The following is a 14927-nucleotide window of genomic DNA, read 5'->3' as shown; positions in this document are numbered from 1 at the left end:
CGCCCGTCACGTGCTCCGGTAGCCTCGGATCTCGTGCGAGTCGACGAGCGGGAACGGGTGCTCGCGAGCCGCGGCGTCGTCCTGCGCACGATCGCCGGCCCCGTCGGGCTGGCCGTCGCGTTCCTGGCGATCCACGGGATCCTCGCGGGCATCAACCTCTACGACGTCGTGCACTTCCCGTTCGGCGACGTCACCCAGGTGTACCGGTTCTGGATGGAGTACGCCGCGGACAACGGCGTGCTCGTCGGCATCGACACGTCGTGGGTCTATCCGATCGGCGCTCTGCTTCCGATGGGTTTCGCCTATGTGCTCGGCCCCGACGCCTACGGTCAGCTGTGGCTCGCGACGATCGTGGCACTCGACGCGGTCGCCACCGTCGTCCTCGCGCGGCGGAGCACCGCGGCGGCCTGGTGGTGGATGCTCTTCCTCGCCTGCCTCGGCCCCGTGTCCCTGGCACGGATCGACGCGGTCACCGCGCCGCTCGCGATCCTCGCCGTCGTCTGGCTCCTCGACCGACCGGTGGTCGCGGGTGCGCTGCTGGCTCTCGCGACCTGGATCAAAGTGTGGCCCGTCGCGCTCATCGGCGCCGCCGTGCTCGCGCTGCGCAGCCGCCTGCGCATCGTGATCGCCGGCGCGGTCGTGACGGCCGCCATCCTCGTCGCCGCGCTCGCACTCGGCGCCAGGGGCGGGATCTTCGGGTTCATCCTCGAGCAGACCGGTCGCGGGCTGCAGGTCGAGGCGCCTGTCGCGTCGTGGTGGCTGTGGTCGGCGCTGCTCGGACTGCCCGAAGGGCGGGTCTACTACGACACCGACATCCTCACCTACCAGGTGGCCGGGCCGGGAACGGCACCCGTCGCCGCGCTGATGACGCCGCTCCTCGTGCTCGTGGTCGCCGGGGTCGCTGCGCTCGGTGCCCTCGCGGTGCGCAGGGGGCAGGACCGGACCGAGGTGCTCGTCCAGGTCGCGATGGCGCTCGTCCTGGCCCTGATCGTGGTGAACAAGGTCGGTTCGCCGCAGTTCATCGGGTGGCTGGCGGCGCCGGCGATCCTCGCGATCCTGCACTCGAGGCCCGCCTTCCGTGGGCGTGCGCTCGCGGTGCTCGCGATCGCGGCGGCCACCCAGTTCGTCTACCCGTGGGCGTACGACGGCATCACCGCCCCGACGTGGCTGCCGGTGCTCGTGCTCACCGCGCGCAACATCGCCCTCGTCGTCCTGCTCGTCGTCGCGGTGGCGGAACTGGTGCGGCTCGCGACCGGAGCGCGACCCCCTGCCGCACCACCGCACGCTCTGTCAGAGTCGTAGTTCGAACACGAAGAAGGAGATCTCATGCTTGTCGCGTTCTCGGTCGCCCCGAGCGGGGGAGAAGGGGCCGACGCGTCGGTGCACGACGCGGTCGCCGATGCGGTGCGCATCGTGCGCGAGTCGGGGCTGCCGAATCAGACCGACTCCATGTTCACCACGATCGAGGGCGAATGGGACGAGGTCTTCGACGTGATCCGTCGCGCCACCGAGGCCGTCGGCCGACACGGCTCGCGGGTGTCGCTGGTGCTGAAGGCCGACATCCGCCCCGGCTACTCCGGGGAGCTTTCCGGCAAGGTCGAGCGTCTCGAGCGCGCCCTCGCCGACGGGGCCGGATCCGACCTTCAGCCGGCTGATTGAGTCAGGCGGCCGAGTAGCCGAGTCGGGCGGACATCCGGCGGGCGGCGTCGCTCACGGCCTCGCCGGCGGGGCCGAGCTGATCGGCTGACTCGCCCACTTCACCCCGTGTGGGGCGCCACGGACGGGGTGAAGTGGGCGACTCGCGCCGTCGGATGCTGCGCAGCGCTTAGCCTTGAGGTCTTCCACGGCATCGGAGCCGTCGCCACACGTCTCCTGAAGGACCTCCCGTGCTCTCTCCCGGTCGCGCCCGTCTCGCGCTCCTCGCTCTCGCCCTCGGCGGATTCGGCATCGGCTGCACCGAGTTCGTCGCGATGGGTCTGCTGCCCGACATCGCGCGCGACCTGCTGCCCGAGCTCTACACCAGCGACCCCGAGCAGGCGATCGCCCAGGCGGGTGCGCTGATCTCGGCCTACGCGGCGGGTGTCGTCGTCGGTGCGCCCACGATCGGCGTATTCGCGGCGCGGTTCTCGCGCAAGCGTCTGCTCATCGTGCTCGCCGCATGGTTCGCGCTCGGCTCGATCGCGTCGGCGCTGCTGCCGAGCTTCGGGCTGGTCTTCGCCGCCCGCTTCCTCGCCGCGCTCCCGCACGGTGCGTACTTCGGCGTCGCGTCGCTGGTCGCCGCGAACCTGCTCGGGCCCGGCAACCGCGGCAAGGCGGCGGCGTATGTACTCGGCGGTCTCACGATCGCGAATGTCGTCGGGGTCCCTGCGATCACCTTCCTCGGCCAGCACGCAGGGTGGCGCAGCGCCTATCTCGCGGTCGCGACCGTGTTCGTGCTGACCACCGCGGCGCTGGTCGCGGCGCTGCCGGCGATGAAGGGCGACCCGAGCGCCACCTCTCGCGGCGAGTTGCGGGCGTTCACGATCCCGCAGGTGTGGTTCGCCCTCGGCATCGGCGCGATCGGCTTCGGCGGCTTCTTCGCCGCGTACTCGTACGTCGCGCCGATCGCGACCGAGGTGGCCGGGCTGCCCGAGTGGAGCGTGCCGCTGCTGCTGGTGTGCTTCGGCATCGGGATGACGATCGGCAACTTCGCCGGTGGGGCGTTCGTCGACCGGGGGGTCCGCAGGGCGGTGCTGGTGTCGTTCGTCGGCGTCCTCGCGTCGCTCGGCGGGCTGCTCGCGTTCGCGACGATCCCGCCGCTGCTGTTCCTGTTCGTGCTCCTCATCGGGGTGTCGTCGTCGGCGCTGTCCCCGGCGATCCAGGTGCGGCTCATGGATGTGGCGCGGGGGAGCCAGACGATCGCCGCGGCGGTGAACCATTCGGCGTTGAACATCGGCAACGGCATGGGCGCGTACCTCGGCGGTGTGACGATCGCGGCGGGCTTCGGCTACCTGTCGCCGATCGTGGTGGGCCTCCTGGTGACGGCCGCGGGCCTCGTGCTCGCCCTCGTCGCCTTCGCCGTCGACCGCCGCCCGGACGCCCCTCCGGTCACCCCGCACACGGCCCCGATCCCGCTGCCTGCGGAGTAGGGGCGCGAGGGTCTCGGTGCGCTCCGCTTACTCGACCCGTCTCGATACGCTTCGCTACTCGACGACCGGGATTTGGTCGTCGAGTAGGGCCGCCAGGCCCGTATCGAGACGGCTCGAGTAGCGAGGAACGAGCGTACCGAGAGCGCAGCGCGGATGGTCTCGGTGCGCTTCGCTTACTCGACCCGCCTCGGTACGCTCCTTCGTCGCTACTCGACGACCGGGCTGAGCCCCGCTCGCCCCGCGAAGCGATTCGGAGGGCGCGAGTTCCACCCCGGTCGTCGAGTAGGCGCGCCAGCGCCGTATCGAGAGCGCAGCGCAAGCGTGCGCGGTGGGCCCAGGCTCGAGTAGCGAGGAACGAGCGTATCGAGAGCACGCGCGCTGTGGTCTCGATGCGCTTCGCTTACTCGACCCGTCTCGATACGCTCCTTCGTCGCTACTCGACGACCGGGTCGGGGCGTCGCTTTTCCGACAGCTCCGGCAATGACTTCTGGCGGCCGTCGATCAACGCCTGGCGTTTAGCGCGGCTCCACTTCTGGACTTGTTTCTCGCGGGCGAAGGCTGCGCGCACCTCGTCGAACTCCTCGTGATAGACGAGCCGGACGGGCAATCGCACGCTCGTGTAGCGCGCTCCCGCACCGGCTTGATGCTGCTCGAAGCGCAATCGGAGATCGACCGTGCTGCCGACGTAGTAGGTACCGTCCGAGCACTCCAACATGTACATCCACGCCATCCAGCGATGGTGCTTCGCTGGAGCGAGGCGAAGGAAGAATGAAGTCCAGTTGGGGGATACCTACCTCGTGGACGACGTGTGAAGGAACAACGCGGAACGCCGCCCACCTCGCGGTGAGCGGCGTTCTGCGTGACGCGGTGGTCAGTCGGTCTGGAGGAGGATGCCGTCCTGGATGGCGCGCTTTCGCAGGGCCACTTTGGTGCCGACATCGAACCCGGCGACACGGTACTTCTCGCGGATGCGCTTCAGGTACGACTTCGCGGTCTCCTCGGAGATGCCGAGTTCGTACGCGACGGTCTTCACCGGCTCGCCGCCGCCGTACAGCGCCATCACCCGGCGCTCCTGCGCGCTGAGCTTCGGGGCCCCGCCGACGTCGCCGGCGTTGAGCGCCAGGTCGAGCTCGGCCGAGATGAACGACTCGCCACGGTACGCGGCGCGCAGCGCCTGCACGATCATCGACGCCTCCTCGCTCTTCACGAGGTACCCGAGGGCACCCGACGCGAGAGCCTCGCGCACGACGTTGGGCTCGGAGTAGGTGCTCATCAGCACCGTCTTCACGCCCGTCGTCTTCAGCGTCGACAGCTTCAGCGAGATCGGGATGTTGTCCTTCAGGTCGAGGTCGAGCAGCACGACGTCCACGGGGAAGCGCGGATGCGTCAGCAGCTCGGGCCACGTGGTGACCGCGGCCACCAGCTCGATGTCGCCCGCGGCGTTGCGGATCCACTCGGTGAGCGCACCGAGCAGCATCTTGTGGTCGTCGACCAGCGCGAGGCGGATACGGGGGGTGTCTTGCACTGTGTCCTCCTGGGCAAGCAATGCGGCCTGAACGTTCATGAGTCGGCCGGGTTATCGGCGACGCACTCGATCTCGATGTGCAGACTTCCCCCGCGCATCGAATCGACGTGCTTCCCGACTCTGCGGACAGCATCCCATGTGGCCGGGTCGACGCGGCCGCGCGCCACACCCGTCGTTTCGATGGTTATCGGAACGAGAACCTTGTGCAACGGCGCGGAATTCTGCGCCGTCGCGATGGGCCCGAGCGTGAGCTGCAAGGTGCGGCCCTGCTTCGCGGCCTTCGTGCCGGCCTCGCCGGCGAGCAGCCAGACGGCGGAGAAGAGTCCGTCGCGTTGGCGGGGGTCGAGGAGCCCGGCGAGGGTGCCGGGGTCGCTCAGGGTGACGCTTCGCCCGAGCAGCTCGGACTCGGTGATCGCGTGGTGCAGCCAGGTCTCGCGCCGCCCCTCGATGAGGTGGAGGCGCAGCTCGGTGGCGAGGGAGGAGGCGCGTTGCGCGAGCTTCGGTTCGAGCGGAAGCGGGGTCGCGCCGCTCGCGATGCCTTCGAGCAGCTGCTCGGCGGCGAGGTCGAGCCGGGCGAGCTCCTCGGAGGCGAGCATGCCGACCGCGTACCGGGGGGCCGAGACGGTGCTCTGCACGAGAACGCGGTCGAGCTCGAGGGTCACCATGCGACGGAACGAGCGGACGATGAGGGAGCCGAGCAGCGCGGGCAGCACCGCTTGGCAGAGCATCGTGATCGTGGGGGCGAGGCGGCCGAGGTCGATGTCGCCGTCGAGGAGGTCGGCGGCGAGCAGTATCGTGCCCACCCCGGCGGCGGCGAGCCACATCTCGCGGGCGCTGCGCACCCCGATCACGGTGACGAGTCCGACACCGGCGGCGATGGCGGCGGTCGCGCTGCCCGACACGTCGTGGAGGGGCCAGATCGCGATGAGGTCCAAGGCGATCACCCCGGCGAGCCCCGCCAGGAAGACGATGAACATCCAGTCGGGCATGCGGTCGTCGTTGCGGCGGATGACGACACCGGCCGAGACCAGCATGACGGTGAACAGCAGCCACGCCGCGGCCGCGGCGAGCGGCACCGGGTAGATCGGCCACGCCTGCACGAAGCGGGCGAGGTCGAACAGCGAGATCGTGACGCCGACGAACATGGCGCCGACTCCGAGGAGTCCGGTGCCGAGGCTGCCGGCGTGCTCGTCGATGATGCGTGAGCGTCCGCGAGACGGCGCCTGCTTCATGGGTCGTCCCGAGCGCTTGCCGGTGACGGCGACCGAGCCGAGGGTGTCCTCCTCGACGACCGGTGCCGGGTTCTCGGGCCGCTTGGGGGGTTCGTTCGCGAGGTCGGCGATCGAGGTCATTTCGGCACCTCCAGGACGACGGTTGTACCCGAGCCGGGGGCGGAGAAGACGCGGACATTGCCGCCGACTTCGCGGAGGCGTGCGACGACCGACTCCTTGAAGCCGAGCCGTCCCTCGGCGATCGTCGACTGGTCGAATCCGACGCCGCTGTCGGTGACCATCGCGCGGATGCTCGTGTCGTCGTCGGTGATCGTCACGTGCGCCTCCTCGACGCCGGCGTGACGGCGGACGTTCTCGAGGCACTCCGCGAGCGAACCGAGGAACGCGTCGAGCACGTCGGCGGGGAGCAGGACCTGGCCGGTTCCGTGCCAGCTGACGACGAGACCCATGCGGCCGAAGCGCTGCTTGACGGCCTCGAGCGTGTTGCCGAGGGTCGACTCCTGCACGGGCGTCTTGAGGTTGTACTCGCTCGCGGCCGACGGCAGGGGAGCGGTGCCGAGTCGGAGCTGGCGGAGCAGTCGGGCGTCGTCCGCGGCCTGCTGGGTGAGAGCGTCGGCGGAGACGCCGACCCCCTGGTGGGCGAGGAGGGTGAGGCTCGCGAGCACGGTGTCGTGCAGCAGGCGCGCGCCCTGGCGGCGCTGCGCCTCGGTCTCGCTCGCGTGGCGTTCGGCGCGGTGGGCGCGGCCGATGTTCGAGATGCGACGGGCGGCGCGGACGACGCCCACGCCGAGCAGGGTGCCGACCGCGCTGGCGACCGCCCACCCGGCGACCACGGCGGCGAGCGTCACCAGGCCGACGGGACGACCGGCGGTGGCGAAGAGCGTGGCGGCGACGGTCACCGCGAAGGCGCCGACGAGCAGCAGCATGCGCCCGAGCGAGGTGACGAGGATGAGCGCGACGCTGGCGACCGCCCACGAGGAGAGGAACGAGAAGGCGGCGTCGGCGGCCGCCGACTGACCGGTGGGGCTCGCGCCGACGCCGGTGAGTGCGGCGAGACCGCCGGTGACCGCGACCTGACCGAGCAGCACGGCCCCCGCCCCGGCCAGCACGGCGGCGCCGACCCAGATCAGCGAGCCGTTCGCGCCGATCCGGTAGAACGCCGTGAGGAGCACGGCGTAGAGCGGCAGCAGCACCGCGAGGGTCGCGAGATCGATGCTCCCCGGAAGCGCGAGGCAGAGGAGCGAGGCGAGGACTCCGGCGATACCGAGCAGTCGAGCGCTGCGGCGCAGGAGCCGGTCGCGCTCCTTGACGATTCTTTCCATGTCGCTTCCGGATCAGCTGTACCGCCGCGTGGGGTGTGCCGCGGCGAGCACATGCTGTCACCCCTGTGCCCACTAGTGGGGGTGCCACACCGAGTGTCTTGCTCTTGATTTCTCAGCTTCGTGACGACGGAAAGGGGCCGGTCGACGCACGAAGCGCCGACCGACCCCATGCAAGTAGCCGCGTCAGCCCGCGCTTCGAAGGGTGACGCTTCCGGCCGACACCGTCACACCGATCTGTCGCGAGGCGCTGGTGCTCGTCTCGAGTCGGTTGTCGATCGACCCTGCCGACACGTCCTCGGTCACGTCGTAGCTGCCGTCCGGAACCGTGAGTTCGACGGACCCGGCACTCACCTCGACACCGATGCGACGCGGGGCGTCGCCCGACAGTTCGGCGACCACCATGCCGGCGGACACGTCGAAGGTCGCGTCGCCGACGTCGGCGAGGTCCACGTCGGCGCGGCCCGCGTCGATGGACAGGTCGAGCGAACGGGCGCTGCCGTCGAGCCGCAGGGCGCCGGCATCGACCTCGGCCGCGACCGCGCCGAAGTCCGCCGCGGTGGTGAGGCTGCCCGCGTCGAGGGAGAGGTCGGCGTCGAGGCCTGCGGTGGCGAGCCCCTCCGGCAGGGTGAGCGTGGCGCGCGTGTTGCCGCCCCATGTCCAGTCGAACATGGTCTCGGGGCTGTCCAGCGTCAGCGTCGAGCCCGCGCGTTCGAGTCTCCACGAGCCCTCCACGCGGCCCGTCACCTCGAGCACGGCCTCGTCGACGTCGCCGAACTCGACGCGCACGTCGCCCTCCGACGTGTCGACCTCGAGCCTCTCGACGCCGTCGGCGTCGGCGGTGAGGGTCTGGCTGCCGGAGGAGGCGCCGAGCACCGTGCTCGCCACCGCCGACGCCGCGGCGCCGAGGAGGAGGACCGCGCCGACGGCGATCGTGACGATCGCGACAGGCTTCGCGGCGCCGTTGCGGCGCGGTGCCGACGGCGGAGTGGGCGCGGTGCCCTGCTCGGGCGGTGCCGGGGGAGTGATCGCGGTCATTATTGCCTTCCCGCAGTCGGCGTCGTGCCGCTGCTTTCGATGTGCACGAGTGCGGCGAGCACCCGTCGGTTGCCTGCGCCGTCCTGCTCGAGGCCGAGCTTCTGGAAGATGGCGGTCACGTACTTCTCGACGCTCGCCTCGGAGACGTACAGCACTCCGGCGATCGCCTGATTGGACTTGCCCTCGGCGATGAGCGCGAGCACGGTCCGTTCACGGTCGGTCAGAGCGACGAGCCGGTCGTCGCGGGTGCGCCTGCTGAGCAGCTGGGCGACGACCTCGGGATCGAGGACGCTCGCGCCGGCCGCGATGCGCTCCACCGAGTCGAGGAAGTCGCGTACATCGGCGACCCGGTCCTTCAGCAGGTAGCCGATGGCGCCGCCGCGGCCTGCGATGAGCTCGCTCGCGTACCGCTCCTCGACGTACTGCGACAGCACGAGGACGGGCAGTTCGGGGTTCTCGGCGCGGAGGGCGACGGCGGCTCTGATGCCTTCGTCGGTGAACGTCGGCGGCAGACGGACGTCGAGGATGCTGAGTTCGGGCGCGGTCGCCGCGACGGTCTCGCCGAGTTCGGACGCGTCCGGCAGGGCGGCGACCACCGTGTGGCCGGCGTCCTCCAGCAGTCGGACGAGTCCTTCGCGGAGGAGGACGGAGTCCTCGCAGATCAGGATGCGCACGGCACCGTCACCTCCAGAGCGGTCGGGCCCCCGGTGGGGCTGTCGAGCCGGATCTGCCCGCTCGCGGCGAGCACCCGGTTGGTGATGCCGTCGAGGCCGCCGCCCGGCAGAACGCGAGCGCCGCCGATGCCGTTGTCCTCGACCCTCGCCCACAGTGTGCCGTCTTCGCGGCGTCGCACCACGACACGGCATTCGCTCGCCCGCGAGTGCTTCGCGGCGTTGGTCAGCGACTCGGCGATCGCGAAGTACACGGCGGCCTCCGCCTCCCGGCTGCAGCGCCCGTCGATCCGCACATCGAGGGCGACGGGGATGTGCGAGCGGCCCGCCAGCGCCGACAGAGCGGCGTCGAGTCCGCGGTCGTCGAGCACCGACGCGTGGATGCCGCGGGCGAGCTGCCGGAGTTCGGTGATCGCCGCCTTCGTCGACGTGTGAGCCTCCTCGATGAGCGCGCGGGCGGCGGCCGGGTCGTCGTCGATCTTCTGCTGGGCGAGCCCCAGCGTCATCCCGACGGAGACGAGCCGCGGCTGGACGCCGTCGTGCAGGTCGCGTTCGATGCGGGTGCGTTCCACCTCGGAGGCGCGGACGGCGCCGGCGCGGCGGGCGTCGGAGCGGCGGACGTCTTCGGCGAGCTCCGCCTCGCGGCTCGGCACGACGATCGCGCGGGCCAGGACACCGTGCAGAAGGGCGAGCCCGATGACCGCGGCCGCGGCGAAGAGGAAGACGAGGATCCCGCTGAGGGTCGCCCAGCCGACGGGAATGTCGAGGCCGACGATTCGGACGGTCGCGCCTCCGGCGTAGAGGGGGGCGAACGCGCCGGCGAGTCCGGTCAGGGCGGCGGTCGCGAGCGGCAGCACGAGCAGGCCGATGAGGGTGGAGATCACGGCGTTCGCGATCGCCCGCCACATGGCGGGGTCGATCGCCTGATGCCAGAAGAGGTGCAGCACCCCGCCGGACCCGGGTCGGGTCGAGGGCGAGGACGCAGGGCGGGGAGGCCGAGGTCGTAGAGCCCGTCGACGCGGGCGGTCTCGAGCCAGCCGACGGCGAAGAGCGAGTAGATGAAGGCGATGAGGAAGACGACTCCGATGCCGAGCACCGGGAGCAGCCCGAGTCCCACGGAGAAGAGGGTGAGGACGACGGTGAGGACAAGGGGCCCGACGAGGCCGAGCGCGGCGAGTTGGGCGATGGCGCCGGCGAGCCTCAGCGGGGACGCCGTCGTCGATCGCCGTCGCGGAAGCACGGAGGTGGCTGTGGTCATGGCTCAACGCTAGGACCGAGGCGCTGCCTCGCACCGCCCCGTTCCCCGGAGCATCCGGTTCGGGATATCCCGAAGCGGAACTGGCCCGGAAGCGGGGCTCACTCGGGGGTGATCCAGCCTTCGCGGATCGCGTGACGTCGGAGGAGGTTCTTGGTGCCGAGGTCGACGCCGATCGCGCGGTACTTGCGGCGGGCGCGCTTGATGTACGACTTGATCGTCTCCTCGGTGGTGTCCATGTCGTGGGCGACCTCTTTGATCGATCGCCCCGCCGCGTAGAGCACGAGCGCGCGGTGCTCCTGCCGGCCGAGCCCCGGGTCTTCGGCGTTCTGGAACTCGGCGAGCGCGCGGCGCACCGCGTCGCTGTGCTCCGCGGACCCCTGCGCCGCGGCGAGCACGGTCGCGGTCAGCGCCGCGGCTGATTCGCTCTTCGCGATGAAGGCGGCGGCTCCGGCCTGGATGGCGCCGTGGATGGACCCCGAGTCGGCGTGCCGACTGATGATGACCGCACGGCTGCCCGCGGACGAGAGCGCGCGGATCTTGGTGGAGACGGGGATGTTGTCCTCGAGGTTCAGATCGAGGATGACGACGTCGACAGGGAATGCCTCATGAGCGAGAAGAGCGCCCCACGACGTGACCGTGGCCACGACCTCGATCGCCTCGGGAGTGGCGGACAGGCGCGACGCAATCCCTTCGGCGACCATCTGATGGTCGTCGAGCACGGCGACGGTGACCGGCCGTTGGGCGGGAGATTGCTCTGTGATCTGTTCCATACGCTGCAGGCTCGGCTCGAATGGAACCCAATAGTAGTGGAATTCTCAACTATTGCATTCGGGTGAGATCGGGACGATACGCCGACCTCCTGATCGTCAGCCGAGCGGTCGAGGGTTAGGCGTCGAGGAGGCGCCTCAGCTGGGCGCCGACCAGGTCGTTCTCGATGAGGAACCCGTCGTGACCGTATTCGGAGGAGATGACGACCGGGTCGTCACCGTCGATGTTGCCGGGCACGTGGCGGGCGATGACGCGCTGGTCGTCGACGGGGAAGAGCCGGTCGCTGTCGATGCCGAGCACGAGGGCGGGCATGTCGATGCGGGCGAGAGCCGCCTGCAGACTGTCCCTCCCGCGCCCGAGGTCGTGCGAGCTCATCGCCCCGACGAGTCGGAGGTAGCTGTTGGCGTCGAAGCGACGGGTGAATTTGTTGCCGTGGAAGTCGAGGTACGACTCGACGGCGTATCGGCCGCTCGTGGTCAGCAGCGGGTCGAGTCCGCTCTGCCACGATCGGGCGAACCGGTCGTTGAGCTCGTCGGGGCTGCGGTAGTTGAGCAGTGCCATCCGGCGCGCGAGCGCGAGTCCACGGTGCGGGCCTTCGCCGTCGGGGGAGGCGTAATAGCCGCCGTGCCGGAAGCGCGGATCCATACGGATCGCCTCGGCCTGCACGGAGTTGAGCGCGATCTGGTCGGCGCTGGCGACCGCGGGGGCGGCGAGGATCGCGACCCGGTCGACGAGATCCTGGTGTTCGACCGCCCACTCGAGGGCATGCATGCCGCCCATCGAACCGCCGACGACGGCCGCCCACCGGCTGATGCCGATCGCATCGGTGAACGCACGCTGCGCCGCGACCTGGTCTCGAATGGTGACGCGGGGGAACCGAGCCGCCCACTCGACCCGGTCCGGGGCGAGGGACGCGGGCCCGGTGCTGCCCTGGCATCCGCCGAGGATGTTGGGCGCGACGACGAACCAGCGGTCGGTGTCGAGCGCGAGTCCGGGACCGACGACGCCGGTCCACCATCCGGCGGTCGGCTGGCCGGGGCCTGCCGGACCGGTGAGGTGCGCGTCGCCGGTGAGCGCGTGCAGCACGAGGATCGCGTTGTCGCGGGTGGGGGAGAGCTCGCCGAAGGTCTCGTAGGCGATCCGTACGGCGGGGATCTCGGTGCCGGATTCGACGGTGAGCGCGCCGACGTCGACGAAGCGGCGGCCTGCCACCGGGTCGCCTTCGCGCCAGGCGCCGGTCGCGGGCGGCTTGCCGAGCAGCGCGCGCTGGTCGGCCTCGGTGATGAAGGTCGACGGCACGGCGTCTTCAGGTGTCTGCCAGTCCATTCCGGTTTCAGTATCGAGGACGGCCGGGGCGCGGCGGTGCATTGTTACGGCGGGAAAGGATGAGGGCCGGCCCGCGTTGCGGAGCCGGCCCTCGAGACGCAATGAGCGGTCAGACGGCCTGCGAGCTGTACTCGCGCGCGGCCTTGAGGCCGGCGTCGAGATCGGCCTTCAGGTCCTCGACGTTCTCGAGCCCGATCGACAGCCGCACGAGACCGGGGGTGACACCGGTGGTGAGCTGCTGCTCGGGGGTGAGCTGCGAGTGCGTCGTCGACGCGGGGTGGATGACGAGCGAGCGGACGTCGCCGATGTTCGCCAGGTGGCTGAACAGTTCGAGGCTCTCGACGAACTTCGCGCCGGCGTCGACGCCGCCCTTCAGCTCGAACGAGATGATCGCGCCCGCCCCCTTCGGGGCGTACTTCTGTCCGGCGTCGTACCAGGGGCTCGACTGCAGTCCCGCGTAGTTGACGCTCGCGACGTCGGCGTGGTTCTCGAGCCACAGCGCGATGTCCTGCGCGTTCTGCACGTGACGCTCGATGCGCAGCGACAGCGTCTCGATGCCCTGGATGAGGCTGAACGCGCTGTCGGGCGAGATGGATGCGCCGAGGTCGCGCAGCAGCTGCACGCGCGCCTTGATGATGTAGGCGATCTCGTCGCCGACGGCGTCGGTGAACACGGCGCCGTGGTACGACGGGTCGGGGGTCGAGAGGCCGGGGAACTTCTCGGAGTTCTCGCTCCACTTGAACTTGCCGCCGTCGACGATCACGCCGGCGACGACGATGCCGTGTCCGCCGAGGAACTTCGTCGCCGAGTGGACGACGATGTCGGCGCCGTGCTCGAGCGGGCGGATGAGGTACGGGGTCGCGATCGTGTTGTCGACGATGAGCGGCACGCCCGCCTCGTGGGCGATGTCGGCGACGGACTCGATGTCGAGGACGTTGATGCGCGGGTTGCCGATGGTCTCGGCGAAGAACAGCTTCGTGTTCGGGCGGACCGCGCGACGCCACTCTTCGGGGTCGTCCTGGTTCTCGACGAAGGTGGTCTCGATGCCGAGCTTCGCGAGCGTGTACTTGAAGAGGTTGTAGGTGCCGCCGTAGATCGAGCTCGACGAGACGATGTGGTCGCCCGCCTGCGCGATGTTGAGCACCGCGTAGGTCTCGGCGGCCTGACCGGAGGCGAGCAGCAGCGCCGCAGTCCCGCCCTCGAGCGCAGCGATGCGGTCTTCGACGACGGCCTGCGTGGGGTTCTGGATGCGGTTGTAGATGTTGCCGAACTCGGCGAGGGCGAAGAGGTTCTTCGCGTGCTGGGCGCTGTTGAAGACGTAGGAGGTCGTCTTGTAGATGGGCGTGGCCCGGGCGTTGGTGACCGGGTCGGGTGAGGCGCCGGCGTGGATCTGCTGGGTCTCGAATCTCCACTGCGAATGAGTCATGACGCGACTCTACGAAGCGGCAAGGGGAGCGGCAATGCTCCCGAAACACGGCGTAACCGAAAGCGGGTGGCCGTGACGACGGTCTCAGCGCTCGGGCCCCAGCAGGAAATTCGGGCGCGGTTCCACGAGGGGTCGGAGGAGGCGGCGCACGGGCGCGGTGCTGAGCAGCACGGTGATCCCGAACGAGAGGGCGAGGAGGACGACGAGCAGCCAGGTCGACGCGTTGTCCTCGATGAACCCGGTCTCGCGCAGCGGGTAGAGGAAGAAGGTGTGCAGCAGATAGACGTACATGGTCGCCGAACCGAACCCGGTGAACCACGTGGTGCGGCGGGGGAGCAGCGTGAGGAACGCGACGCTGAGCACGGCGCCGAGAAGGAGGACGGCGAGGCGGACGAGTCCTGCCCACCACTCGTCGTATCCGATGAAGGGGTAGGCCTCGTCGAAAAGCAGGAACCGCCGGATCTTGAGGTCGCGCCAGGTCTCGAGTTGCAGGGCGGTCGCCACGATCACGACGGCGAACAGCGCGGCGGCGACGACCCGGACGATGATGACGCCGCGGCGTGAGGCGTCGTCCCAACGGCTCGTGAGGGTGCGCCCTCCCGGCTCCCAGGTGCGCAGCCGCCAGCCGAGCACGAAGAAGGGGAGCAGGCCGAGCATCCGCGAGATCGCGAAGGTCTGGTCGATGTCGCCGAGGTAACCGGCCCCGATCGAGATCAGCGCCGCCGCCGCCAGCGGGAACCGGGTGACGGCGAGCACCGGCAGCAGGAGGCGCCAGCCGATGAGGGCGAGGAGGAACCAGAGGGTCCATGACGGGTTCGCGTAGTTGACGACGTCGTTGCCTTCGACGAGCCATTGCACGATCGTCCAGATCGTCTCGAAGACGAAGTAGGGGATGGCGATGTCGGTGACGATGCGGGTGAGCTCGCGGCGGCCGAGCGACGACTTCGCGAAGTAGCCGCTGACCAGCACGAGCAGCGGGATGTGGAACTGGTAGACGACCAGGTAGAGCACCGACGCGGGTCCGTCCGCGGGGGTGAGGCGCAGGATCGCGTGACCGACGACGACGAGGAAGATCGCCGCGAACCGGGCGTTGTCCCAGAGCGGGATCCGCCGCTTCGTCGCGGTTCCGGCGACACTGTCTGTTCCGGCATCATTGTCGGGGGAGGCCACGGCCACAGCCTAGGGCGCGAGCGGCTAGCGTGGCGGGGACGGGCAGCGGCGCCCGATCGATCCGAC

The 14927-nt window shown here is 70.2% G+C and carries 15 protein-coding genes; 3 read left to right on the top strand and 12 right to left on the bottom strand.

The features are described from left to right. Positions 1 to 33 precede the first annotated feature (33 nt). From NGH83_RS10455 to NGH83_RS10445, 3 genes are all read left to right on the top strand, one after another. Positions 34 to 1302 carry a glycosyltransferase family 87 protein gene (locus NGH83_RS10455; protein ID WP_251856193.1) on the top strand — a complete coding sequence of 423 codons (1269 nt, stop codon included), beginning with the start codon at positions 34 to 36 and terminating at the stop codon, positions 1300 to 1302. Positions 1303 to 1326: 24 nt separating this feature from the next. Beyond that, complete coding sequence (locus NGH83_RS10450) at positions 1327 to 1659, top strand: thiamine-binding protein (RefSeq protein WP_251856192.1); 333 nt, start codon at positions 1327 to 1329, stop codon at positions 1657 to 1659. 227 nt (positions 1660 to 1886) lie between these two features. After that, positions 1887 to 3128 (top strand): MFS transporter, encoded by a 1242-nt coding sequence (locus tag NGH83_RS10445; RefSeq protein ID WP_251856191.1) that lies wholly within the window; start codon positions 1887 to 1889, stop codon positions 3126 to 3128. Positions 3129 to 3561: 433 nt separating this feature from the next. On the opposite strand, the gene NGH83_RS10440 is transcribed toward NGH83_RS10445, so the two are convergent. The 12 genes from NGH83_RS10440 to NGH83_RS10385 all read right to left on the bottom strand — a co-directional run bounded on the left by NGH83_RS10440 (position 3562) and on the right by NGH83_RS10385 (position 14861). Then, the gene (locus NGH83_RS10440) at positions 3562 to 3858 is read right to left on the bottom strand and encodes a GIY-YIG nuclease family protein (protein ID WP_251856190.1); all 297 of its coding nucleotides are present in this window, start codon (positions 3856 to 3858) and stop codon (positions 3562 to 3564) included. Between the two features lie 141 nt (positions 3859 to 3999). Further along, positions 4000 to 4653, bottom strand: a complete 654-nt coding sequence (locus tag NGH83_RS10435; protein ID WP_256470099.1) for a response regulator transcription factor — start codon at positions 4651 to 4653, stop codon at positions 4000 to 4002. Between the two features lie 35 nt (positions 4654 to 4688). Next, on the bottom strand, positions 4689 to 6005 hold the full coding sequence (locus NGH83_RS10430; RefSeq protein WP_251856189.1) for a hypothetical protein: 1317 nt from the start codon (positions 6003 to 6005) through the stop codon (positions 4689 to 4691). Further along, a complete protein-coding gene (locus tag NGH83_RS10425; protein ID WP_251856188.1) occupies positions 6002 to 7207 on the bottom strand; it encodes a sensor histidine kinase in 1206 nt (401 codons plus the stop codon). Before NGH83_RS10425 ends, NGH83_RS10430 begins: the two co-directional genes overlap by 4 nt. A gap of 183 nt (positions 7208 to 7390) precedes the next feature. Beyond that, complete coding sequence (locus NGH83_RS10420; RefSeq protein ID WP_251856187.1) at positions 7391 to 8242, bottom strand: hypothetical protein; 852 nt, start codon at positions 8240 to 8242, stop codon at positions 7391 to 7393. After that, a complete protein-coding gene (locus tag NGH83_RS10415; RefSeq protein ID WP_251856186.1) occupies positions 8242 to 8916 on the bottom strand; it encodes a response regulator transcription factor in 675 nt (224 codons plus the stop codon). Before NGH83_RS10415 ends, NGH83_RS10420 begins: the two co-directional genes overlap by 1 nt. Next, positions 8904 to 9860: a sensor histidine kinase gene (locus NGH83_RS10410; protein WP_251856185.1), complete on the bottom strand. Its 957-nt coding sequence runs from the start codon at positions 9858 to 9860 to the stop codon at positions 8904 to 8906. Before NGH83_RS10410 ends, NGH83_RS10415 begins: the two co-directional genes overlap by 13 nt. After that, a complete protein-coding gene (locus tag NGH83_RS10405) occupies positions 9794 to 10171 on the bottom strand; it encodes a sensor domain-containing protein (RefSeq protein ID WP_251856184.1) in 378 nt (125 codons plus the stop codon). The genes NGH83_RS10410 and NGH83_RS10405 overlap by 67 nt, the downstream gene beginning before the upstream one ends. A 98-nt stretch (positions 10172 to 10269) precedes the next feature. Further along, on the bottom strand, positions 10270 to 10941 hold the full coding sequence (locus NGH83_RS10400; protein ID WP_251856183.1) for a response regulator: 672 nt from the start codon (positions 10939 to 10941) through the stop codon (positions 10270 to 10272). A 115-nt stretch (positions 10942 to 11056) separates the two neighbouring features. Continuing rightward, entirely contained in the window at positions 11057 to 12265 is a 1209-nt protein-coding gene (locus NGH83_RS10395) for a homoserine O-acetyltransferase (protein ID WP_251856182.1), read from the bottom strand. A 109-nt stretch (positions 12266 to 12374) separates the two neighbouring features. Continuing rightward, entirely contained in the window at positions 12375 to 13691 is a 1317-nt protein-coding gene (locus NGH83_RS10390; protein WP_251856181.1) for a bifunctional o-acetylhomoserine/o-acetylserine sulfhydrylase, read from the bottom strand. Positions 13692 to 13775: 84 nt separating this feature from the next. Then, on the bottom strand, positions 13776 to 14861 hold the full coding sequence (locus tag NGH83_RS10385; protein WP_251856180.1) for an acyltransferase family protein: 1086 nt from the start codon (positions 14859 to 14861) through the stop codon (positions 13776 to 13778). Between the last annotated feature and the right edge of the window lie 66 nt (positions 14862 to 14927).

Source organism: Herbiconiux sp. L3-i23 (genome assembly GCF_023734115.1).
GTDB lineage: Bacteria > Actinomycetota > Actinomycetes > Actinomycetales > Microbacteriaceae > Naasia.
This window is presented reverse-complemented; position numbering and strand designations above follow the sequence as displayed.

What these genes read in the sequence shown, in the direction of transcription:
- NGH83_RS10450 (WP_251856192.1), top strand. Translation starts at nt 1,327, where the DNA reads ATGCTTGTCGCGTTCTCGGTCGCCCCGAGCGGGGGAGAAGGGGCCGAC.
- NGH83_RS10440 (WP_251856190.1), bottom strand. Translation starts at nt 3,858, where the DNA reads ATGGCGTGGATGTACATGTTGGAGTGCTCGGACGGTACCTACTACGTC.
- NGH83_RS10430 (WP_251856189.1), bottom strand. Translation starts at nt 6,005, where the DNA reads ATGACCTCGATCGCCGACCTCGCGAACGAACCCCCCAAGCGGCCCGAG.
- NGH83_RS10425 (WP_251856188.1), bottom strand. Translation starts at nt 7,207, where the DNA reads ATGGAAAGAATCGTCAAGGAGCGCGACCGGCTCCTGCGCCGCAGCGCT.
- NGH83_RS10420 (WP_251856187.1), bottom strand. Translation starts at nt 8,242, where the DNA reads ATGACCGCGATCACTCCCCCGGCACCGCCCGAGCAGGGCACCGCGCCC.
- NGH83_RS10405 (WP_251856184.1), bottom strand. Translation starts at nt 10,171, where the DNA reads ATGACCACAGCCACCTCCGTGCTTCCGCGACGGCGATCGACGACGGCG.
- NGH83_RS10400 (WP_251856183.1), bottom strand. Translation starts at nt 10,941, where the DNA reads ATGGAACAGATCACAGAGCAATCTCCCGCCCAACGGCCGGTCACCGTC.
- NGH83_RS10395 (WP_251856182.1), bottom strand. Translation starts at nt 12,265, where the DNA reads ATGGACTGGCAGACACCTGAAGACGCCGTGCCGTCGACCTTCATCACC.
- NGH83_RS10390 (WP_251856181.1), bottom strand. Translation starts at nt 13,691, where the DNA reads ATGACTCATTCGCAGTGGAGATTCGAGACCCAGCAGATCCACGCCGGC.